Origin of the sequence: Sediminibacterium sp. C3, from assembly GCF_000508085.1 — a bacterium.
In the GTDB taxonomy this organism is placed as follows: Bacteria; Bacteroidota; Bacteroidia; order Chitinophagales; family Chitinophagaceae; genus Sediminibacterium.
This window is the reverse complement of record NZ_KI669560.1, coordinates 1,684,188-1,707,227: the sequence shown is the minus strand read 5'-3', so window position 1 is coordinate 1,707,227 and position 23,040 is coordinate 1,684,188. Positions and strand designations below refer to the sequence as shown.

Below are 23,040 nucleotides of genomic sequence, written 5' to 3'. Positions count from 1 at the left end.
TAAAGTTGCAGCCCTAATGTCCTTTAAATAAATGAAATACACTAAATAATGCCTATTATGAACGAAAAAACTAAAACTAAAGGACAAATTTTTAAATTAATTAAATTAATATATTAATATTTTATATCAAATTCAAAAAATATACTAAATTGTATCTGTTTTAATTTAAATATAGATTTTATTTAATTCAATCATGTACCAAAAGAAACTCAACTTTTACAACGTCATGCCCTTTCTGGTTTTATTAGCGGTTGCCTTACTCGGCGTATTTGCTCCCGCCGATATCAGTTTTGTTGATAAAAATGGAAATTACAATTCAGCAGATATTGCCTGGATACTAACAGCCACTGCTTTGGTTTTTTAATGACGCCAGGACTGGCCTTTTTTTATGGCGGCATGGTGCATAGAAAAAATGTTATTTCAACAATGATAAAAAGTGTGGTTGCCAGTGGCGTAGTTACTGTTTTTTGGGTAACAGTTGGTTTTAGTCTTTGCTTCGGCCATTCATTAAATGGCTTTATAGGCAACCCTTCTACCTATTTATTTATGAAGGGAGTGAATAGCGGAGCTCCATGGAGCCTTGCACCTACTATTCCACTTGGACTTTTTGCCATGTTTCAATTGATGTTTGCCATCATTACACCAGGATTGGTGGTTGGCGCAGTAGCCGAAAGAATCAAATTCACCAGTTACATTTTGTTCATTGTTCTATTCAGCATTTTGGTTTATGCTCCTATTGCACACTGGACATGGCATCCCGATGGATTCCTTTTCAAAATGGGCGCCTTGGATTTTGCGGGAGGAACAGTAGTACATATATCTGCTGGTTGCGCAGCACTTGCCGGCGCTTTGGTTTTAAAACGAAGAAAATCGCATATTGAACAAATTGAAATTCCACCTGCTAATATTCCGTATGTTTTAATTGGGACAGGCTTGCTTTGGTTTGGTTGGTTTGGATTTAACGGCGGCTCTGCCTTAGGGGCCAATTCTTTGGCCGTATCCGCAATTACAACTACCAATACAGCTGCAGCATCAGCTGGCTTATCATGGATGTTTTTTGATGTATTAAGGGGGAAGAAACCATCTGTCCTTGGATTCTGCATTGGCGCTGTTGTTGGACTGGTGGCTATTACACCTTCTGCTGGATTTGTTGCTGTGCCTCAAAGTATATTTATTGGATTTATTACTGCTATCATTTCAAATCTTGCTGTTTATTACAAATCGAAGTCTTCACTTGACGACACACTTGATGTATTTCCCTGTCATGGTATTGGAGGAATGGTTGGAATGTTACTCACTGGAGTATTTGCTAATAAATCAGTAAATAGTCTGGGGGTTGACGGTTTGCTATATGGCAATTCCAGCTTTTTTGTTACCCAGCTAAAAGCTTTACTGATTGTTGTAACCTTCAGCTTTACAATGTCGATCGGCATATTTAAAATTATCAGTATCATGTTGCCTTTACGGGTAAGCTCAGAAGAAGAAGAACTAGGACTAGATGCAACACAGCACAACGAGAAATATTTACAAGGAACATTAATTCTTTCAGAAAAAGCCTAACCTATATAACCATTGGTTGTAAATTAGAATAAAGCTTGTAAAACAACCTTCATTTCTGCAGGGTATATTTGTTGCTTCCTTTAATATATCCAAATGAGAAAATATATAACCATTTGCTTGGCTTCGCTTTCTCTGAATGCAATTGCACAAACAGACAGTACAGACAACTTTGACTATAGTAAGTTCGGAGATGCAGAAGGAGTAAAAAGATATGCAACTCAAAAAGTGGCGAATCAGAGCCCGCAACGCATATTTAGTCTTGGATATGAATACCAGGGTGGTTTTACAATGCCTGGTGTAAAGCTGGGTCCCCTTCTTCCAGCGTTTCAGGATTTTCAGGTTGAACAGATTAGCACCATTAAAGCCCAGGCCAATATACCTGTTATTTCAACTAATAAAATCATTTGGCAAATGGGTTTAAATTATTCGTCTAGTAAATTTAATATTGCCAATGCCTCCATCAATTCATTTACCAGTGGCATCAATGCAAATGCAATGACCAGTGCTGGAATCAACACAATTCTATTTAAACCACTAAATGAAAAAAACTATCTGATTCTACAATCCAGTGCAGATTTTAATGGTGTTTTTTCTTCTCTGAAAACCATCAACCACCAATCATTAACCATTAGCGGAACCGCTATCTATGGATGGAAGACGTCGGAAAAAAATATGGTAGGCTTAGGAATTTCTAGAACTTATAGGGCAGGAAGTGTTTTACATATACCTGTACTATTATGGAATAAGACCTTTAATGATAAATGGGGAATGGAATTATTACTCCCTGCAAGAGGTAATTTAAGATACAATTTCTCAACAACCAATATGCTTCAACTGGGATTTGAACTGGAAGGGAATCAATATTGGATGAATTTACCCAATAGCCAGAATGGAGCGGTATTTATTCAACGCGGCGAGTTAAAACCGAGAATCATGTGGGAAAGAAAAATTTCTGAATTTGTGTGGCTAAGTGCACAGGCAGGGCTGAGATATAATTGGCGATTCGATGTAATGAATGAGTACAACGGAAAAAGAGATAACCAACGTTATTTCAGCAGCAATCTTGGCAATCCATTGTACTTTAATATCAGCATTAATTTAGTATCACCTTAAAACAGCAATCAGTAATACGAATTTTATTTGGCAACCTGTCTGGTCCAGGTATCGGTTCTTCCAATTAAAGAAACCCCAATGAAACCGCGTACTTCCAATGTATTGGCATTCACGAGTTTCATTGTGCATGAATAGGTATTCCCATTCTTTGGATCATAAATATTTCCCTCATCCCAGATATTTTTCTCTTTATGAGAAAATCCCCAAACATTAACCAATCCAATGATTGGTCTGCTGCGGTTGGCTTCATCCGAATGATTTTTATCTAACTTGGGCTTACCCGTCTCCGGATCGTTGGGTTCTTTTAGCCAGACTATTTTACCCTGAAACTTCTCACCGTTTTTGTAAATGCGAACCATTGCATTCCCATCTCCGGTTTTCCAAACTCCAACGATTGCATTGGGATCTTCCTGTATTAAAGTATACCCCTGAACAACAAAGAATGAAATGATTGCAAAGAAAATCTTACTAATGCGCCTCATAAAACAAAAGAATTTAAGTTTAATCAGTATAAAATCTGAAATAAATATCCTTAAGTTTTGGTCTTCATAGAGAACTTTTTTAAACAAGAGAGTTGTAAAATCATTAAATGCAGGCATTTTAATACATTTGGTTTTTGAATCCTTCATGAAATCAATCATAACCTTAATTTTTATTTTTTTAACCCGATCTGCTTTTGCATCTGATAGTCTGACAATATTGCAACTTCTTAACAGAATTGCTTTTCTTCAAACAAAAGAAGATATAATTTTCCCTAAAGGTTCCATTCCATCCTATCGAATGTATGCGCATAATAAAGACAGATTTAAAGCAGATATCAACCCTTTCTTTACAGGCCTGGTTTCATTTACTTTACAAGACATTCATTCTGATTTAACAGCAGAGCAAAAGAAAATTTCTAGTCAGATTATAGGCAATAGCTTTTCTGTTTATGAAAAATTCAAAAACAGAAAAAACAATTATCCCACTTATAATTTCTGGCCAACAGATACACCACAGATTTTCCCCAATGCAGGCTGGCTGAATCATCTTGATAAAAGCAGGTCCTTGCCCGATGACATGGATGATACGGTAATCATTTTAATGGCAATGCAGGCCAATGATTCCATTGCCCGATTAGTGCATGAGCTCATGCAAAAACATGTTAACAACCATTCCAATCCCGTAAAAAATACATTTAAAGATTACAGGAAACTGGGGGCCTATTCTACCTGGTTTGGCAAAAAAATGCCTACGGAGTTCGACATAAGTGTATTGATGAATGTGCTTTACTTTGTTCAGAAATATAATCTGGATTGGACTGCTGCAGATTCAGCCAGTTTAGGTTTGATAGAAAATGCTATTCAAACCCATAAACATATTGACTATGCGAATTATATTTCTCATCATTATGCAAAAACATCCATTGTTCTATACCATCTTGCAAGATTAATGTCTGTAAAGCCCATTCCTTCATTGGAATCATTAAAACCCCAACTGATTAAGCAGGCTACTACTCTTTTTAATCAATCCAATTCATTTATGGAACAGATATTATTGAGTACTTCCTTGCTAAAATGGGGTGCTGAGCCTCCAGAAATTTCAATAGGCCCGGATCAGGATTTAACCCAACTAATAGAAGACGAAACTTTTTCATTTTTCATAGCCAATATGGGTTCTATTTATCCGGATCAGGTAAAGAAATTTTTAACCAGATCTAAACTGGGTACATTTTATTATTACAGCCCTGCTTATAACAATTTACTCGTTTTAGAAAACTTAATCTGGCAAAAAAGAATGAGCCAATTGAACTAACCGGCAAAATTAATAATACTGGGAATGATACTAATTTTATTCCAATAAAAAACCCCGAATTCCTTCGGGGTTTTTTGTGGAGCCGACCGGACTCGAACCGGTGTCCAAACATCGCGACCATTAGCTTTCTACATGCTTATTTCTTTATTCATTGTCGGCAATGCACAGGAAAAGAACAAACCAATACATTACTTAGCTGGATCATCTTATTCAACAGGCACAGCCTACTGTTGCAGCATCTTCTTTTGTTTTGAGTCGGCGGCGGCACCTGGAAAGAAGCGAACCTGTGCGGCGGCCCAAATGGTTACTTAATCACTGATTAAGCAGCCATGGCATACTGTGTATTGCCAATTAATGGTTGAATATTCAGATTAAAGTGCTAATTATCCAACGCACTGCATGCTTACACCAACCGTTACATATGCTGTCAAAACCAAAACGGCCCCGTGAAAGTTAAGTTTACAAAGGTAAGCGCAAATTCAAATATTACTTGAACAAACGCCAGAAGTCTAACCCCAAAGCGTATGCCATTAATCCCATCAACAGGATCATACCTGCCATTTGGGCATATTCCATGAACTTATCGCCAGGTTTTCTGCCGGAAATCATTTCATACAGGGTAAATAATGCATGCCCTCCGTCCAATGCCGGAATGGGCAGAATATTCATAAACGCCAGTACAATAGAGAAAATACCGGTTAGAGACCAGAATCGTTCCCAATCCCAAACACCAGGGAATGTATTACCGATACTAATCACACTGCCCAAAGAATCGCTTGCATTTACCTTCCCTGTAAATAGCTGCTTCAGACCGGTTACATAACGATCCAGGGTTTCCCAGCAACGGTTAAAACCAATAGGAATAGATGCCCACAAATCGTATTGTATATGCTCGGTACCTAATATCGCCAACGGACTTTTCTGAAAAAAGCCAATAGCCCCTTTTTCATTAACCAATGCCTTAATTTGTACCGTATCTTTTCCGCGAATAGCAGTTAATACCGCTACCTGATTGGATGCTTTTTTCTTAAGACCGTCAAATTCATGGTAATACCTGAAAGCCTGGTTATTAATTGCAATCAGGGTATCTCCTTTTTTCAATTCGCCGGCATTAAATACAGCGGTATTGCTTACAGAATCTACAATTACAGGGTACTGAGGAATCAACATCCCGCTGAACTTTTTCTCCTTGATTATTTTTTGCATGAACTGCTCCGGAACCTTGATTTCCAGTTTTTCTCCGTTTCGCATTACCGTAAGAGACTTTGCTTCGGTAAGTACCAGCTCTGATTCAATGGTACCAAAATTTTCAATGGATTTACCGTCCATGGCTATTACATTATCGCCATCCTGCAATCCAAGGCTCTTACCCAATGAATCCACATGAACACCATAAGTCAAATTCTTTGTGGGCAATTGCTCATCCCCCCAATACCAGGTAATACCAATGAAAATAACAATGGCCAATACCACATTTACAAATACTCCACCAATCATAATAATCAAACGTTGCCAGGCTGGCTTGGACCTGAACTCCCAGGATTCAGCTGGCTTTTTCATTTGCTCCTTGTCCATACTCTCGTCAATCATACCGGCAATTTTCACATAACCACCAAATGGTATCCAGCCTAAGCCATATTCTGTTTCACCCTTCTTCTTCTTGAACAAACTGAACCAAGGATCAAAGAATAAATAAAATTTTTCAACCCGGCAGCCAAACCATTTAGCAGGCAAAAAATGCCCTAATTCGTGCAATACCACTAATATGGAAAAAGATAAAATAAACTGTCCGGCTTTTACTCCTACACTACCCCAGTCAATAGCTAATAAACTCATACAATCCCCTCTTTATTAATTTAAATCATTTAATTACATATGTAACAAGGAAGCGGCGAAGTTACGTGCCTCTGCGTCGCTGTCAAAATAGTCTGTTAAACTTGGCTTTTCAATGAATGGAATTTTATTCATGGTTTGCTCAACCACTTCTGTGATATCCAAAAATCCAATCCGGTTCCTTAAAAAAGCAAAGACCGCCATTTCATTGGCCGCATTCATTACGCAAGCGGTATTTCCCCCTTTATACAAAGCATCTGTGGCCAACGCAAGATTCCGAAAAGTTTTCATATCCGGCTCCTCAAAAGTTAGCGTAGATGGCTTTTTAAAATCGTATCTCGGAAAATTATTTGGAATGCGCTGGGGAAAAGCCAGTGCATATTGAATGGGCAATTTCATATCGGGCAAACCCATTTGCGATTTAATGCTTCCGTCTTCAAATTGAACCATGCTATGAATAATGCTCTGTGGATGAATCACCACCTGAATCTGATGAGCTTCCAGGTTGAACAACCATTTGGCCTCAATCATTTCCAGCCCCTTGTTCATAAGGGTTGCAGAGTCAATAGTAATTTTAGCCCCCATACTCCAATTGGGATGTTGCAGCGCATGGTCTCTTTTTACATTCACCAGAAAGTTGGGCTTTTTACCAAGGAAAGGTCCGCCACTTGCTGTAAGAATAATTTTTTCAATTTTATTTCTTCCCTCACCAACCAGACATTGAAATATAGCAGAGTGTTCGCTATCGACCGGAATTACTGCAACTCTTTTCTCCGCTGCTTTCTGCATCACCAGATCTCCGGCCACTACCAGCGTTTCCTTGTTGGCCAAAGCAATTGGCTTACCCAACTCAATGGCATTTAAGGTAGGCTTTAGTCCTGCATATCCAACGATAGCAGCCAGCATCATATCGTAACAATCTACCGATGCAGCTTCAGCCAATGCATCTTCTCCGGCAAAAACTTTTATATCCGTTGCAGCCAATGCCGCTTTAACGTTCTGGTATTTTTTCTCATCTCCAATAACAACAATATTTGGATTAAACAATAGTGCCTGTTTAATCAAAAGCTCATCGTTGCTCTGAGCAGTCAGAATTTCGGCACTGAACAAATCAGGATTCGCTTTTATTACATCCAACGCCTGTGTTCCAATTGAACCGGTAGAACCAAATATGGCAATACGTTTTTGACTCATGATAGTTGAACTTTAAGAATGGGCATAGTTACACAATATATAGCAAAATTTTCCTCCCTTGGATTATGCATGCAGAAATTGCTGCAGCCCCTCTGCAATTTTCCGGTCATTACTTAATCTGGGGACTTTATTCTGTCCTCCCAATTTGCCCTCGAGTTTCATGTATTGGATAAACCCATTTTTTTGAACAGGTCTAATTTGCAGAGGCAACAGAATATTACCCTGCATCAAATCCTGGTAATACACATTTTTATTGCTCAATCCTTCATTTAAAGAGGCAGCAAATGCAGCCATATCCGAAGGAGGGGTTTCAAATTCAATATACCATTCATGGTAGCTCTTTCCCGCCCCTTGCTGAATCATAGGAGCTACGGTGAACTCTGTAATTTTTGCCGGATGCTTTTCCAATGCCATTTGCAAAGCAGCCTCCACTTCTTCTCCAATTACGTGTTCACCAAAAGCTGATATAAAATGCTTTATTCTACCGGTAACCAATATTCTGTAGGGATTTAAACTGACGAATTTTATAGTGTCGCCTATATTATAACCCCACAACCCTGCGTTGCTGTTAATAATTAAGGCATAGTTCTCGCCCAGTTTCACGTCGTTCAGACTGAGGCGGGTGGGTGATTCATTAAAAATTTCTGCAGCCGGTATAAATTCAAAGAAAATACCACTGTTGGTGTTTAATAACATCCCCTCCTGATCCATGGTATCCTGAAATGCAAAAAAACCTTCGCTAGCTGGGAACAATTCAATGGCATCCACCTGTTTCCCAATACTCTCCATCAGTCGGGCTCGGTAAGGTTGAAAATTCACTCCTCCCTGCACCATAACACTGAAATTTGGGAATATCTCTGAAATTCTTTTGCCAGTGCGCTCAATCAATCTGTCAAAATACATTTGCATCCACGGAGGTATACCGCTGATCAATGTCATGTCCTTGTTCAGGGTTTCCTGCACAATTTTATCCAGCTTGGTTTCCCAGTCTTCTATACAATTGGTCTCGAAACTGGGCAACTGATTAGAGCGTAAATAGGCTGGAATATGGTGATTTACAATCCCACTTAACCTGCCAGTGGGTATATCCCCTGTTCTTTCCAATACCGGAGACCCGCTTAAAAAAATCATTTTCCCATTGGCAAAAGCGGTATTACCGGTTTCGGCCATATAACAAAACAAAGCATTTCTGGCTGTTTGGATATGGTTGGGAATGGAATCCTTGGTAATGGGTATATATTTTACCCCACTGGTAGTTCCACTGGTTTTGGCAAAATAAATAGGTTTCCCCTTCCAGAGTATATTAGGCTTCCCGGCTTTAATTTGCTCTATATAAGGTTTCATCAATTCGTAATCCCGAACGGGAACAGCCTGAGAAAAAGCCTTGTGATCCATACCTGCGGAAAGGTGGTGATCCTTTCCAAACTGGGTTTTAGCCCCCTGTTTAACCAGGTTTTTTAAAATAAGCTCCTGGTGCTGTACCGCGTGCATCATCCCTTTACGGATACTATTATGTATAACATTGGCAAAGGGCTTTGCCAGCAGCGACTTATAGTTCATAGGCTAAAATTGATCCCAAAGCAACAAAAATAGGCTTATCCAAGTCCGTTTCAAGTGCAGAAGGCGTATTTTTGCAATAATTTATTTCTAAAATCTTTGTGTTATATCGGGCGGAAACCTTACCTTTGCCGTCCTAATTTTGGACAGCTATGTTAGCAATAGTAAAAATCGCAGGTCAACAGTTTAAAGTACAAGAAGGTCAAAGCTTGTATGTTCCCCACCTGCAGGGTAAATCCGGTGACAAAGTAGAGTTTAACGACGTACTGTTCGTTGACAATGGTGGTAATATTTCAGTAGGTGCTGCTGTTAAAGCAACCGTTAAAGCTGAAATCGTTAGCGACCTGGTTCAAGGCGACAAAGTCATTGCTTTTAAAATGAAAAGAAGAAAAGGATTTCGTAAAAAGCATGGTCATAGAACGCACTATACCAGAATTAAAATTGAAAGCATCGCTTAGTAATTAACATTTTATCGGTTAATACCGATATTATAAAACATACAATTATGGCACACAAAAAAGGGGAAGGTAGTGTTAAGAACGGTCGTGATTCACAAAGCAAACGCCTGGGTGTAAAAATCTATGGTGGTCAGCCTGCACTATCCGGTAACATTATTATTCGTCAAAGAGGAACTCAATACCATCCTGGTAAGAATGTTGGAGTTGGAACAGACTTCACTTTATTTGCATTAACTGATGGAATTGTAGAATTCAAAAAGGGCAAAGCAGACAAGACAACCGTATCTGTTTTACCTGCGGAAGCAACCGCATAAAAAATTTTTTTTGTAGTTCCAAATACAAATTTTATTTTTAATGTATTATTTACTAACCATTAAATCTAAAAAACATGGCAACTGCAAAAAAAGCCGCTCCTAAAAAAGCCGCTGCAAAAAAAGCTGCTCCTAAAAAAGCCGCTGCAAAAAAAGCCGCTCCTAAAAAAGCTGCTGCTAAAAAAGCCGCTCCTAAGAAAGCTGCTGCAAAGAAAGCCGCTCCTAAAAAAGCTGCTGCTAAGAAAGCTGCTCCTAAGAAAGCTGCTAAGAAAGCTGCTCCTAAGAAAGCTGCTAAGAAGAAGTAATTTTCTTCTTATTTCTCAAGCAGAAATAGATTTAAGGCCCGTTCCAATTTTGGAACGGGTTTTTTTGTATAAACCCCTACTTGTTCCTAATTTCCAAGCATGATAACAAATGATGAAATAGCCGCTCAATTTAGTTTACTAGCTAAATTAATGGACATACATGGTGAGAATGCATTCAAAGCCAAATCCTATGCAGCAGCGGCTTTTAGCGTAGATAAATTACCAACCCAACTGGCAGAAATGGATCGCAATTCTATTTTTTCTATTAAAGGCATTGGTGAAAGCGCAGGTAAAAGAATTCTGGAAATTTTAGATACCGGACAGTTGGCTACCTTGAATGAAATGGTTCAGAAAACGCCACCGGGTATACTTGAAATGTTAAGCATTAAAGGTATCGGACCAAAAAAAATTGCCACCATCTGGAAAGAACTTGAAATAGAAACCTTAGGTGAATTACTATACGCCTGTAATGAAAACAGGCTGACTTTGTATAAGGGATTTGGTGAAAAAACACAGCAAAATATCAAGGAAGCCATTGAATTTTACATGGGTTCCATGGGACGTTATTTATACCAGCAGGTAGAAGAATTTCAAATGGAATTAGAAAAATTGCTTTCTGTTTCACTTCCCTACCAATTTATCCTTACCGGAGAATTCAGAAGACAATTGGAAATCATTGACAGCATTGATTGGGTTACCAATGCCAAAGCAGAAACGCTTAGTTCCTTTTTGCAGGATATTGGATTCAGTGTAGTTAAGCAAAACAACCATTCAATCAATTTCAGAAATGAAAAAAATATTCGACTTCAGTTCTGGTTGGCAGATGAGCAAACCCTCCCCACTGTCCTATTTAAAACCAGCTGCAGTGAATTGTTTTTTAAAGAATGGTCAAAAATAAATGGCTGGGACGATACCAAAAATTATGCTGAAGAAAAGAGCATTTTTGAACAAGCTGCTTGTCCATTCATTCCTGCTTGTATGAGAGAAGATTCGGAAATCATAAACCTGGCAAAGGAAAACAAGATTAAGCCAACCATTACCGAATCGGACATCAAAGGGATTATTCATTCCCATAGTACCTGGAGTGACGGAGGTAACACCATTCAGCAAATGGCAGAAGCTGCCATAAAAGAAGGCCTGGAATACCTGGTTATTTCTGATCACTCTAAATCTGCATTTTATGCAAATGGTTTAAGTATTGAAAGAGTTTTGCAGCAACACCAGGAAATTGAAAAACTGAATCAACAACTGGCACCATTTAAAATATTCAAGAGCATTGAAAGTGATATTTTAAATGACGGAGGTTTAGACTATCCAAATGAAATTCTTACTCAGTTCGACTTAGTGATTGCATCGGTACATTCTAATTTGAAAATGAATGAAGAGAAGGCAAATGCCAGAGTAATCAAAGCTATTGAGAATAAATATACCAATATTCTGGGCCATCCTACCGGAAGATTACTATTGAGCAGAGCGGGTTATCCAATTGATCACGAGAGAATCATTGATGCCTGTGCAGCCAATGGAGTAGTTATTGAATTGAACGCACACCCAAGAAGACTGGATCTGGATTGGCGATGGATCAGGAGGGCGCTTCAGAAAAATGTACTAATATCCATTAATCCCGATGCACATACCATTGATGGATTCAAAGATTGTAAATATGGGGTACTAGTAGCACAAAAAGCCGGATTAACTCCTTTACAAAACTTAAGCAGCTTTACGCTTTTGCAACTAGAAACATTTATACTAAACCAAAAGCAGAAACATTAAACGTAAGCAAAGAAAAATTACACGCTAGCAATAGGAAATTGAATGGTAAAAAGCGTTCCAACCCCATCTGTTGACAGATAGCTGATTTGTCCATTGGCCTGCTCTACAATGCCTTTACAGATAGCCAGTCCCAAACCGGTTCCTGCAGACTTGGTAGTAAAATTAGGTCTGAACATATTGGGTTTCATTGAGGCAGGAATTCCACCTGAATAATCCTGTAATAGAATCATAAGAAAATTCCCCTCATTTTTCAGAAGTATCTGAATCCGGGCTTTCCCAGAGAACTCTTTTCCTGCTTCTATGGCATTCTGAATTAAATTCATGAACAAGCGATTGATTTGCACTTTGTCGGATTCTATTGTAACAATCCTGGCTTGATTATCTAAATCAATGCTAACAGTATCATCTCCCTCGTACAAATGCTGAAAAGATTCCAGTATGGGAACGATAGAAAATTTTTCAAGCTTTACGTTTCCTATATTGGCAAACTGTGAAAAATCGCCGGCAATTTTGGCCAGCTGATCTATTTGTTCAATCAGTGTTTTAGCCAGCTTAAGGCTTAATTCCTGTACATTGGGAGCCCCTCTTTCCACCGCATTCTGCAAATATTGAATACTTAGCTTCATGGGAGTGAGTGGATTTTTAATCTCATGGGCAACCTGTCTGGCCATCTCTCTCCATGCGCCCTCTCGTTCGGTCTTGGCAAGAGATTCAGCGCTTATTTCCAACTTTTTAACCATGCTGTTATATTCGTTCACCAGGGCGCCAATTTCATCGTTTCTATACCATTCAATAGGCTGATTCTTTGCTTCCAGACTCATTTTCTGCATAGTTGCGCCAATTAACCTGAGCGACGAAGTAATTCTGTTGGTAATGAAAAAAGCAATAGCTCCTGCCAATAAAAATATAAACGCATTTAAATTAATGAGTGTAGCAAGAAACCCTGAAATTTCCTGATTAAGTTCCAGCTGAGAATTTAAATAAGGAATATTTAAATAGCCATATGTATTTCCAGTTTCGGATAATAAGGGCGTATATATACTCGTGTATTTGAATCCACCTATTGATTCAGACTGAATAAACCGAATACGGTTATTTCGTTGCATTTCATAAAAAGCAATTGGATCCATTTTCCGGCTCAGCAAGTTCTTATTATAGATATAGGGCTGCGTAGAAATAATCAGATCACCTGAAGCACTGTAATAATTAATATCTACATTATGCAAATCAGAAATTTCTGCAATAATATTCTCCAGTTCATTCTTTATACCGGGATTATTGGGTTCGTCATCTGTGGCCAGAATACTAATAATTTTGGCGTTCATTTCATTCGCCATGACCTGTATAGATTTGGTCAGTCGTTCTTCATTGGTAGAATTATACCGATAAATAAAAAAAGAAATGGTTGCTACCCCAATTACAAGGAATGAGAATACACTCACAAAAATAATAGTGGCTTGAATCTGCGATCGGATATTTAATCTTAATAAAGCAACCATTTGGTGCCAATTAAATTTTGCATCCACCAAAAGAGACCCAATATGAAAAATAAAAATGATCAACAGAAACGAACAAAACAAATAAGCAAATAAGGTAATTGATTCAATAAACCATGCATTCTGCTTAACCACAGCAACCTGTCTTTCATTTCCTGCATTATACCATAGCTCTATATGATTTTTGGTTTTTCGGTAAGTAAACTCAAAAACAGGGTTCTCGTTAGCAGTTAAAACTGTTGGAAAATTATAGTTGTTAAAATGATTAATCAGTCTACCCTTACTATAAATTGCATATGCGTAATCACTATTAATATTCGCAATTACATCCTGAGACTGGTTAAATAATTCCGGATACAAGGCTTCGCTCTTGTATCTCTTCGATTTCATTAAAACAAACAAATGACCAATGGTAGTATTGTTTCGTTCTACATCTACCTGATAAATATAATTGAACCCATTTGCGTTATTGTAGTAAGTAAACAAATCTGAAACATCCGTTGCAATTGCCTGATTCAGCACAATCGTCTTAATTGATGAATAGTTAAGAGAATCTTCGTTAAACAATGGATGGAACAAACTGTCAAACGTGTATATTCTGGTATCATACTTATTGAGATAACCTGAAAAATTCTGGTTAATCAAACTGTCTTTAATGAATTTATTAGTGTATTCACTTTCACTAAAACGCTGAAAATTATCACTTAAGAAACTATTGTTAAAATTGGATGCAGCTATTTTTAGCAGGCTTTCTCCGGAAGGATCAGATTGTATTGCAAGCTTTTCAGCTATTCTTTTCCTTTGTTCAAACTCAACATTTCTTTTCTGGTATATTACCAGGGAAGCAATCGAAAGAGCAAAAAACATTACCCAGAATATAAAAAAAGGAGATTTAATAATCTGAATTTTCATATCTGAACGCCTGATATGAAGAATGAGAAAATAAACAATTACCCAGACTATCAGAAGCAGGTAAAATATACCCTGACTAAAATTGTTTATCAGCAGTATATTACAAAATCCACTCAGCACAATTACCAATATCGGGAAAAACTTACCCGATCCGCTCATAATCATTTTAATGGTTAGCACTTGTGACAAATAAAAATAGCCCAGTGCCAGAAAACAAAGAATAACAATACTTATAGTACTGTAAATTGTTAAACTGAAAAAATTGGTTACATCAAATGAGATTTTGGCATCTCTTACTAAACTTTGAATAACACTAACTACTATAAAAGCAGCAGTAGTTAAAACAAATAGTCTTAAAACAACACTAAAGCTGCTCATTACTGGCTTTTCTTCTGTTGTATTTACGTAATGAATCTTCACAAATCTCAGTACCCAGTAAAATAAAATGGCATTAATTAACAATGCCCCTAAAGAGGAATTCACCCAATTGGAAGCATAAATGGTTGGGTCGAACAAAGGAAGTTTGGAATAATCAAATGGGAAGGGAAAAAGATAAGCGACTAACCTTAAAAAGAAAACATTGATAATCAGAAATACAATTCCTGTCTTAAAATTAATTGTTCTAATGAGTTCAAGGGTTATGCCATGAATAAAGGTAAACAGAAGAAAAACAGAGATTAATCTGAATAAGATGGTTACTATATCATAAGCAATAAACCTTTTGCCCTCTTTCAATTGAAGGCTGAAAAGATACTCCCCATTTTTACTGTAAACAGGATTCTCAGTGATGACATCCGCAATTGTGTATTGTTCATCCAACCCTGGAAAATCAGCAAAATCAGAAACAAAGTATTTATTCTGAATAAAGTAAGCCCATTTTACAGGAATCATATTTACCAGCCAGAAACTCTTCCCTTTCAGGGTCATTTTCTTTTTAAGCAAAATGAACTGCCCATTTGAAGTGTTTACAAACTTTACTGGGTTAAAACTAACAAGTTCCTTTTCGGGTACTGAAATTTTATTAGTGCTCCAATAGGCCAGCCTGGATGGCTGACTGGCATTTAATTCATATACAAAATAACCGGCCTGTTCTTTTTGCAGCTCTAAAGGAACATCTGCATGTACAGTATCATAAATTAATCCTGCAATTAGCGTGGTATCTTCTGAAAGTTTATCAAATCGGGTCTCCAGCTTATGTATCCTGGCTGCAATATTCTCACTAACTTTATTTGGGCTGGAATTATAACTAAAATAGTTAGAGAAAATAAAAGATAAAGTATATAACCAGGCTGCAGTTATAATTAAATAACCATTTTTGTACGCTGCCTGTTGAATATGATTAATTATCCGATTCATGGTTTTGTTTGGCCGCATTCCATAATTCATCCATTTCAGACAGATTCATTTTATCGAGTGTAAGGCCTTTTTCACTTGCTTTTTTTTCCATGAACATGAACCTGCGGATAAATTTCTGGTTGGTCTTTTCCAGTGCTGCTTCTGGGTCTATCTGCAAAAACCGTGCATAATTAACCAAACTAAAAAGAATATCTCCAAATTCACCTTCCATTTCGGCCAAATCTCCCATCTGAACGGCCGTAGAAAACTCGTTCATTTCCTCTTCTACCTTGGTCCAAACATCTTGTTTATTCTCCCATTCAAAACCAATTTGTTTTGCTTTTTCCTGAACTCTAAGGGCTTTTACAATAGCTGGCAACGATTTGGGTACCCCTTCCAGAACCGACTGAGCTACTTTCCCTTCAGCTGCTTTAATTTTTTGCCAATTCTTTTTTACTTCTTCTTCGTCCTTGACTTTCACATCACCATAAATATGGGGATGGCGTCTTATTAATTTTTCTGCAATCCCGTTTAATACATCTTCCAGCAGAAATTTTGATTCTTCCCTACCGATGCGGGCATAAAACAATAAGTGAAGAAATAAATCTCCCAACTCCTCTTTAATGCCTTTCCAATCATTTGCATCAATGGCATCCACCAATTCATACAATTCTTCAATGGTCATGGAACGAAGGGTGTGAATCGTTTGTTTTTTGTCCCAGGGACACTGTTCCCTTAATTCGTCCATTATGGTAACCAGTCTTAAAAAAGCTGCAGAAGTATTATTCATGGCATTAGATTATCATGAAAGAAAAAAGAAAGAATAAGAGGAATAAAAGAGAAAATAAAAACATATTGATAAACAATTGTAATCCGAATTTTACAATAGTTTTTCGCCTGGATTGTCCATAAAAATTTCTTAAAGAGCGGTACCAGTAATATCCAGCTACAAGAGATAGATATTCAGAACCTATAGCGCCATTCAAATAATTTTTACCTTCTGCACTTTGGATTAAATATACTTCAGACCAATCCAAAAATATATTCAAACAGATTGCAAGAAAAATAAGAATGAAGACCGTAGAATAAAAATGCAGCGTAAAAACTACATGATCAACATAATAATAGCTTCTATTTCTTGCATACAATAGAAACAATATAAATGAAAACAAGGGTAGAGAAACAAATAACATTTTTGGAAATTGATGTGTAAACACCTCAAAAACCTTATTCATCATATTCTTTCGGGAGGGGTATTTCTCTTTCAAAATCAGGTATTGCCGCTGTAGCTTTTGAACAATATAGCCATCCCGCTTTTCAGTGGGTAATCTTTGCTGAATAGAATCATACTCCTTTATACTTGAAAAATCCTTGTCAAGCTTTAATATTTCTGCGCTAACAGAATCGCTTTGGGCAATGATTGCACTGTCACTCATTTGCTTTGATGAAGTATCATTTACATTTCTCTCAATATTCACATCAACTTTACCAGGGCTCACCATAAAAAAGAATAAAAAGAAAAAGGCCGATGTAAATATGTAAAGTCTTATAGGATGAAGATAATCCATCCTGCGCCCCCCTTAAATGTTCCTGCGCCATGAAACCTGGCTTAAGCAACAGGTACTTCATGGTTCTGAAGAACTTCCCATCAAAATGAAATAGGTCAAAAACAAAATGGGTAAGCATATGACCAAACTTTTCGCGGGGCTCCGTGTTCTCCTGTCCGCAGACATGACAGTACCTCCCATGAACTGTAGCATTACAGTTCAAACAGTTCTTTTCTTTTCTTTCAGTTAAGCCAGACAATTTTTTTCTTTAAAAATACATATTATAAGATAAGGCCGAAGGTAGTAAATTTGAATAAAGTGTAATTATGAGGGGCTTAATGCTGTTTTTATTTATCACCCAGTATTCTCTGGTATCCGGACAGTATTATTATACAGATCTGATTGGTTTACAGCAAACACAAAAGAATTACGAGATTATTAGAAAAAACAGGATTAAACTAATTTCAGGTACTGGTATAGATGCAGAAGGTAATGTAACCATATTAAGCCGAACAGAAATACCAACGGATGGCAAAAAAATAACCAGAACCCTTTCTGAAAATAACAGCATCAAAGAATTGGTTTACCAATTTTATGAACTGGGGCGGCTAAAAAAAACAACAATTAAAAAGCCGGGAACAGAGACAATTATAGAATACCAGTACAATCCCAATGGACTTTTAACTACGCTTATATCTATCACCAAAGACAGCGCCAGCGGTAGTAGCATTTCTGAATTGCATCAATGGGAATATAGTTCAGGAGGAACTCCCAAAAAAATGATTAAGAAAACAAGCGGAATGGATTCTGTAACAATTGAATTTCAGACCGACTCAGCCGGCTTGGTGCTAGAGGAAACATGGATTAAAAAAGACAAGAAAATTGAAACCTATTACTTCTATTACAATTCCGAAAACCGAATAAGTGATATCGTAAGGTATAACACAACAGCCCAAAAACTACTGCCTGATTTTGTTTTTGAATACAATGAGAACGGGCAATTGATCAAAATGATTCAGATAGGATTGAATGGAAGAAATATTACCCACTGGAACTATTCCTATTACCCCAATGGTTTAAGGGAAAAGGAAATTGCAAAAGACAGAAACAAAAGTTTAATCATCAGCACACAATATCAATTTGAAAAGCACTAAACAATCCCCAGTTATTAAAACAGCACTGCTTTCCTATGGAATGTCCGGAAAAGTATTTCATGCCCCGTTTATTCATAACCATGCTGGTTTTGAGTTAGCAGCTGTTTGGGAACGTAACAAAAAAACCGCTTCAGAAGACTATCCTTCTATTCAGGTAGTTCAACAACTAGAAGAAATATTGGATAACGATGAAATTGAACTGGTAATAGTGAATACGCCCACTGCAACCCACTTTGAATATGCGCAAAAAGCATTACTGGCAGGTAAGCATGTTGTTGTGGAAAAGGCTTTTACAACCTCGGTAAAGGAGGCAGATATACTGATTGAATTGGCCGAAAAACAGGAAAGAATACTGTCTGTTTATCAGAACAGAAGATGGGATAGTGATTTTCAGACCGTCCAAAAAATTGTAAGTCAGCAATTACTCGGTACAATTCATACTGCTACTATAAGATTTGAAAGATTCAAGGACATTTTAAGTGCCAAACTTCACAAGGAACAGCCTGGACCGGGTGCGGGATTGCTAATGGATTTAGGCCCCCATATCATTGATCAGGCCCTGGTACTCTTTGGAATGCCCAACGCTGTAGAAGCTCATATCAGAACGCTCAGAACGCAATCAATGGTTGACGATGACTTTCTGATTCATTTATTGTATAATAATTTACGCGTAACCCTGATCAGCAGTTTACTGGTTCCCTATCCAGTGGAGGCCTATCTGATACATGGTAGTAAAGGAAGTTTGATTAAGCAGCGGGCAGATATTCAGGAGAGTGCCTTACTGAAACAAGAGCAACCCTTCACTGATTACTGGGGAGTTGAGCCAGAAGAATTCGCCGGAAAACTAATTTCAATACATAACGGTGTTGAAAAAGTAGAAAATATCGCCAGTTTGCCTGGAAACTATGGTCTTTACTACGAAAATATTTATTCTGCTATTCGCCACCATGAACCCCTTAGCATTTCAGGAACGGATGGAAAAAACGTGATGAAAATCATTGAGGCAGCCAAAGAAAGTCAGGCAGAAAAAAGGCAGATTTGTATTAATCATTAGCAACCAGCTTCGACTTATCCCAGGCATTATCCGGTTTGTGCTCAATGAATTTTCTGTCTTCTGCCAGCAATCTTTCCTGCTGTTCTATCTCTTCTTTTACAGATTTAAGATAGCTGTCGTAATCGTGTCTGTGTTCAGAGAGTTTTTTAAGCGCATTATTATCATGAAGTATAAAATCATTGGCTTTCCTTAGCGAAGTATATTTTCTGAAACCCAATTCTGATAGAATATCTACGCCCATATAAACAGAAGCATGAATGGATTCTCTATAGATATTATTTATACCATTATCTATTAGCTAATAGGCATTTAATCTGTTTTTTGCCCTAAAAAAAAGTTTTAAATGAGGATAGTGTTTAGAAACCAGCGCAGACAGTTCAATATTCTTTTCTGGTATATCCAATGCTGATACCAGGATTTTTGCGTGAGCTGCACCTGCCGCATCTAAAATTGCAGTACGTGTAGCATCCCCGTAAAATACTTTAAATCCCATTTTACGTAGCAATACTACCTGCTCACTATTATTATCAAGTATGGTAGCTTCTACCCCATTTGCCCGTAAAAACCTACCCAATGTACTTCCAAAATGACCAAATCCGGCAATTATGATATCATTGTGTTCCTTTGGATCCACTGTATATTCTTTCTCCTCTGTTTTATTAGAAATAATCTTACTGGCAATAAATTTTTCATTGACAAACAGTAAAATGGGGGACATAATCATACTGATAGTAATTACCGCCATGTAAAAATCAAGCATTTCTTTTTCCAGTAGTCCAAGCATACCAATGGATCCCATAAGGATAAATGCAAATTCTCCTATTTGAGAAAGCAAGAGGGTGAATAAAATATTTTGCATTAACACTTTATGGAAAATCTTACCTACAATAAATAAAACAAATGACTTTAATAACATGAAAAGCAGAACGGCCTTAAAAATGGCTAATGGCTGATGTACGATCAATCCAAAATTAATGGTAGAACCAACTGCAGTAAAAAACAAACCCAATAAAAGCCCTTTAAATGGCTCAAGATTACTTTCTAATTCGTGTCTGAATTCACTGTTTGCCATTAAGACCCCTGCCAGGAAAGCCCCCAATGCCGCACTTACACCTGCCAGATCCATTAGCCAGGAAACCGCAATCACCAGAAATAAAGCTGAAGCTGTAAACAACTCCCGCATATGAACCCTAGCAATTAAATGTAAGAGAGGACTAAATACAAATCTTCCTAATAAAATAATGCTAGATACGGCTACTAAAATGGTAATGGTTCTGTTTTCATCCATCCAGCCAAGCACTCCGGTTCTGGCAACCTTTGTTTGAACCTCTCCCAATGCTAGCAAAGGCAGTGCAGCCAAGATTGGGATAACAGCAATATCCTGAAACAATAAAACTGCAAATGAGGATTTCCCGGCCCGAGATTTATCGAGATTCTTTTCTTTCAATGTTTGTAAAACAATTGCAGTTGAAGACATTGAGAATGTAAGGGCTAATGCAATGGAAGTGTTTAGTTCCATTCCTGACCCAAAATAGAAGAAAAGAAAAAATAAGATACTGGTTAAAAGCATCTGCAAGCCCCCCATCCCAACAATTCGTCTCCGCATTCTCCAGAAAGATTGCGGGTTTAATTCCAATCCAATTAAAAACAACATCATAACCACGCCAAACTCCGCCGCATGCATAATATCTTCTCCCTCTGTTCCAATAAATGCCAGTACAAAGGGGCCAATAACTACACCTCCGATAATGTAGCCCAGCACACTACCAATGCCTAGTCGCTTTGCAATGGGGACAAACACCAATGCGGCTCCCAAAAAAATCATGGCGTTTTGTAAAACGGATGCTCCCATTCTGCTGATTTTATTTGATTAAAATTATCTACTTGCTTGAGTTTGTCAAGATCTATTGGCTCTTTCATTAAAAAATGAAGAATTTGCTGATACCAGATCATGTTTTCTTCAATGTCTTCTTCACTTAGCTTATTGGCTCCTGCTACCACAAAAGGAGGCAGGTATTCCATTTTGCAGAGATTGGCTGTCTGATCAAAAGAATTTAAAAATTCTCTGTGTGTAAACCTGTTTCTACCTTCTTTCTGATAAACATGAAAATCGCCTCCGGAGGTAATTACATTCATCACCCACTTACCTTGTAATTGATTTCCCCCCGTTCCATACGCCCAACCGTATTCCAATACCAGATCTAGCCATTGCTTCATTAAAGGAGGGCAATTGTACCAGTAAAAAGGATGATGCCAAACAATTATATCATGCTCCCGCAATAAGGACTGTTCTTTTTCTACATCAATATTAAAGTCAGGATACAATTCGTACATATCCCGAAATGTGATTCCCGAGAGATGCTTAACCCCTTCTGTTAATTTTACATTTACCCTGCTGTCTTCGAATCTGGGATGGAAAAACAACAACAATAGTTTCCTGCTGGCCATAAAGAATTTTAGCTGATATTACAATTTACGCAGATTTAGGCGCTTTACAAACTGCCCCAAACCAATAACAGGACCAATTACCAGAATTGGCCATACCCATATAAAAGGTAATTGTGTAAGTAAATACCCTGTAAACTGAATGCTGATTACAGTAATGAGAAAACCAATACTGTTAACGAATATAATGGTACTGCCTCTGGAGCTGGCAGGTGCCGACATAGCAACAAGACCTGAAAACATAGGAGAATCTGCCACAACGAAAAAGCCCCATACAACTAAATAACAAATGAATAATTCATTGGAAGCAAAAACAAATAAAACGGGAAATAACAAACAGCAACAACAAGAAATCAGCAAAGCCAGGCTTGCAAGCTTTTCCAATGGAATCTTTCTGGATAGTAAACCGAACACTGCACAGGACAAAGCACCAGTTGCTATTACCCAGAAAGAATAAAGGGAGATGGAGTTGAAAGACCAGGAGGTTTTCTTCAGAATCAGCAGTGGCACAAAAGTCCAGAAAGTATAGAGTTCCCACATATGCCCCCAATATCCCAAAATGGCTTTTCGCAAGGAACTAATCTGGAATATCTTTTTAAAATCGGGGAGCTGAAGTTTTCCCGCAGGCTTTCTGAAAGGACCATCATTAACGATGAGATAAAGGGCTAATCCACCCAATACACATAAGCCCGAACTTACATAAACTACGAATTCCCATTGCAGGCTAATGGACAGGCTTTTGATAAAATGTGGAAATGCAGTACCAAGCACTAGCCCTCCAACTAAAAAGCCCAGAGATTTTCCCAATCCTTCTTCGAAATGATCAGCTGCAATTTTCATACCGACCGGATATACTCCTGAAAGAAAAAAACCCACAAAGAATCGGGAAATTAAAATCCCATTCTCCCCTATTGAATGAACAGATAAACAAAGATTTGATACTGCTGCAATAAAGGACGAAAAAAAGAAAATCCTGGCAGGTGAAAAACGATCTGTAATTCCCGATAAAGCAAAAATTAAGGTTCCGGAAATAAATCCAACCTGCACAGCGCTCACCAGATAAAGTAGAAAATCTGCTGACAGTCCTTTTACGGTTCCAATATCATTCAATACCGCGTTTCCTGCAAACCAGACTGAAGTACAGAAAAATTGAGCGATTACTATAACCAGTAATTTTAATCTCATGCAGTAAAATAAAC

The 23,040-nt window shown here is 37.7% G+C and carries 22 protein-coding genes and 1 other RNA gene; 10 read left to right on the top strand and 13 right to left on the bottom strand.

Features of this window, described 5'->3' with window-relative positions:
• Positions 1-226: 226 nt before the first annotated feature.
• From F777_RS18580 to F777_RS0107860, 3 genes are all read left to right on the top strand, one after another.
• A complete protein-coding gene (locus F777_RS18580) occupies positions 227-364 on the top strand; it encodes a hypothetical protein (RefSeq protein WP_369791988.1) in 138 nt (45 codons plus the stop codon).
• Positions 364-1,560: an ammonium transporter gene (locus F777_RS16150; RefSeq protein ID WP_369791987.1), complete on the top strand. Its 1,197-nt coding sequence runs from the start codon at positions 364-366 to the stop codon at positions 1,558-1,560. Before F777_RS18580 ends, F777_RS16150 begins: the two co-directional genes overlap by 1 nt.
• A 93-nt stretch (positions 1,561-1,653) precedes the next feature.
• Positions 1,654-2,673, top strand: a complete 1,020-nt coding sequence (locus F777_RS0107860) for a DUF6268 family outer membrane beta-barrel protein (protein WP_051408506.1) — start codon at positions 1,654-1,656, stop codon at positions 2,671-2,673.
• Positions 2,674-2,696: 23 nt separating this feature from the next.
• Here F777_RS0107860 and F777_RS0107855 read toward each other — a convergent pair whose 3' ends face one another.
• The gene (locus tag F777_RS0107855) at positions 2,697-3,155 is read right to left on the bottom strand and encodes a DUF2147 domain-containing protein (RefSeq protein ID WP_026751559.1); all 459 of its coding nucleotides are present in this window, start codon (positions 3,153-3,155) and stop codon (positions 2,697-2,699) included.
• A gap of 298 nt (positions 3,156-3,453) precedes the next feature.
• Here F777_RS0107855 and F777_RS0107850 point away from each other — a divergent pair, with 298 nt between their 5' ends.
• Positions 3,454-4,467: a hypothetical protein gene (locus F777_RS0107850; protein WP_152530891.1), complete on the top strand. Its 1,014-nt coding sequence runs from the start codon at positions 3,454-3,456 to the stop codon at positions 4,465-4,467.
• 74 nt (positions 4,468-4,541) lie between these two features.
• Here the strand turns inward: F777_RS0107850 and ssrA are convergent.
• The 4 genes from ssrA to F777_RS0107835 form a co-directional block, all read right to left on the bottom strand.
• Positions 4,542-4,913: a transfer-messenger RNA gene (gene ssrA, locus F777_RS17610) on the bottom strand.
• A gap of 40 nt (positions 4,914-4,953) precedes the next feature.
• A complete protein-coding gene (gene rseP, locus F777_RS0107845) occupies positions 4,954-6,303 on the bottom strand; it encodes an RIP metalloprotease RseP (RefSeq protein WP_026751557.1) in 1,350 nt (449 codons plus the stop codon).
• 33 nt (positions 6,304-6,336) lie between these two features.
• The gene (locus F777_RS0107840) at positions 6,337-7,494 is read right to left on the bottom strand and encodes a 1-deoxy-D-xylulose-5-phosphate reductoisomerase (protein WP_037369239.1); all 1,158 of its coding nucleotides are present in this window, start codon (positions 7,492-7,494) and stop codon (positions 6,337-6,339) included.
• A gap of 63 nt (positions 7,495-7,557) precedes the next feature.
• Positions 7,558-9,054 (bottom strand): GH3 auxin-responsive promoter family protein, encoded by a 1,497-nt coding sequence (locus F777_RS0107835; RefSeq protein ID WP_026751555.1) that lies wholly within the window; start codon positions 9,052-9,054, stop codon positions 7,558-7,560.
• A gap of 149 nt (positions 9,055-9,203) precedes the next feature.
• Here F777_RS0107835 and rplU point away from each other — a divergent pair, with 149 nt between their 5' ends.
• The 4 genes from rplU (at position 9,204) to F777_RS0107815 (ending at position 11,898) form a co-directional block, all read left to right on the top strand.
• Entirely contained in the window at positions 9,204-9,509 is a 306-nt protein-coding gene (rplU, locus tag F777_RS0107830; protein ID WP_026751554.1) for a 50S ribosomal protein L21, read from the top strand.
• A gap of 47 nt (positions 9,510-9,556) precedes the next feature.
• The gene (gene rpmA, locus F777_RS0107825) at positions 9,557-9,823 is read left to right on the top strand and encodes a 50S ribosomal protein L27 (RefSeq protein WP_026751553.1); all 267 of its coding nucleotides are present in this window, start codon (positions 9,557-9,559) and stop codon (positions 9,821-9,823) included.
• 74 nt (positions 9,824-9,897) lie between these two features.
• The gene (locus F777_RS16145) at positions 9,898-10,125 is read left to right on the top strand and encodes a hypothetical protein (RefSeq protein WP_037352355.1); all 228 of its coding nucleotides are present in this window, start codon (positions 9,898-9,900) and stop codon (positions 10,123-10,125) included.
• 99 nt (positions 10,126-10,224) lie between these two features.
• A complete protein-coding gene (locus tag F777_RS0107815) occupies positions 10,225-11,898 on the top strand; it encodes a DNA polymerase/3'-5' exonuclease PolX (protein ID WP_051408505.1) in 1,674 nt (557 codons plus the stop codon).
• Positions 11,899-11,915: 17 nt separating this feature from the next.
• On the opposite strand, the gene F777_RS0107810 is transcribed toward F777_RS0107815, so the two are convergent.
• The 4 genes from F777_RS0107810 to F777_RS17905 are packed head-to-tail and all read right to left on the bottom strand — an operon-like array spanning position 11,916 to position 17,447.
• Entirely contained in the window at positions 11,916-15,662 is a 3,747-nt protein-coding gene (locus tag F777_RS0107810) for a sensor histidine kinase (protein WP_026751551.1), read from the bottom strand.
• Positions 15,646-16,431: a nucleoside triphosphate pyrophosphohydrolase gene (gene mazG / locus F777_RS0107805; protein WP_026751550.1), complete on the bottom strand. Its 786-nt coding sequence runs from the start codon at positions 16,429-16,431 to the stop codon at positions 15,646-15,648. Before mazG ends, F777_RS0107810 begins: the two co-directional genes overlap by 17 nt.
• Positions 16,432-16,435: 4 nt before the next feature.
• Positions 16,436-17,143, bottom strand: coding sequence for a hypothetical protein (locus tag F777_RS0107800; RefSeq protein WP_026751549.1), 708 nt, complete (start codon positions 17,141-17,143; stop codon positions 16,436-16,438).
• Entirely contained in the window at positions 17,127-17,447 is a 321-nt protein-coding gene (locus F777_RS17905; protein ID WP_026751548.1) for a DUF3667 domain-containing protein, read from the bottom strand. Before F777_RS17905 ends, F777_RS0107800 begins: the two co-directional genes overlap by 17 nt.
• Before the next feature lie 67 nt (positions 17,448-17,514).
• On the opposite strand from F777_RS17905, the gene F777_RS0107790 reads away from it, so the two are divergent.
• Positions 17,515-18,342 carry a hypothetical protein gene (locus F777_RS0107790; protein ID WP_152530890.1) on the top strand — a complete coding sequence of 276 codons (828 nt, stop codon included), beginning with the start codon at positions 17,515-17,517 and terminating at the stop codon, positions 18,340-18,342.
• Complete coding sequence (locus F777_RS0107785; RefSeq protein ID WP_235785909.1) at positions 18,329-19,396, top strand: Gfo/Idh/MocA family oxidoreductase; 1,068 nt, start codon at positions 18,329-18,331, stop codon at positions 19,394-19,396. Before F777_RS0107790 ends, F777_RS0107785 begins: the two co-directional genes overlap by 14 nt.
• Here F777_RS0107785 and F777_RS18165 read toward each other — a convergent pair.
• The 4 genes from F777_RS18165 to F777_RS0107770 are packed head-to-tail and all read right to left on the bottom strand — an operon-like array spanning position 19,386 to position 23,026.
• Positions 19,386-19,637: a hypothetical protein gene (locus F777_RS18165; RefSeq protein WP_201767583.1), complete on the bottom strand. Its 252-nt coding sequence runs from the start codon at positions 19,635-19,637 to the stop codon at positions 19,386-19,388. The genes F777_RS0107785 and F777_RS18165 overlap by 11 nt on opposite strands.
• Positions 19,638-19,694: 57 nt before the next feature.
• Positions 19,695-21,248, bottom strand: a complete 1,554-nt coding sequence (locus tag F777_RS16135; RefSeq protein WP_201767582.1) for a monovalent cation:proton antiporter-2 (CPA2) family protein — start codon at positions 21,246-21,248, stop codon at positions 19,695-19,697.
• Positions 21,218-21,844: an NAD(P)H-dependent oxidoreductase gene (locus tag F777_RS16130; RefSeq protein WP_037369234.1), complete on the bottom strand. Its 627-nt coding sequence runs from the start codon at positions 21,842-21,844 to the stop codon at positions 21,218-21,220. The genes F777_RS16135 and F777_RS16130 overlap by 31 nt, the downstream gene beginning before the upstream one ends.
• 18 nt (positions 21,845-21,862) lie before the next feature.
• Positions 21,863-23,026, bottom strand: coding sequence for an MFS transporter (locus F777_RS0107770; protein WP_026751545.1), 1,164 nt, complete (start codon positions 23,024-23,026; stop codon positions 21,863-21,865).
• Positions 23,027-23,040 lie beyond the last annotated feature (14 nt).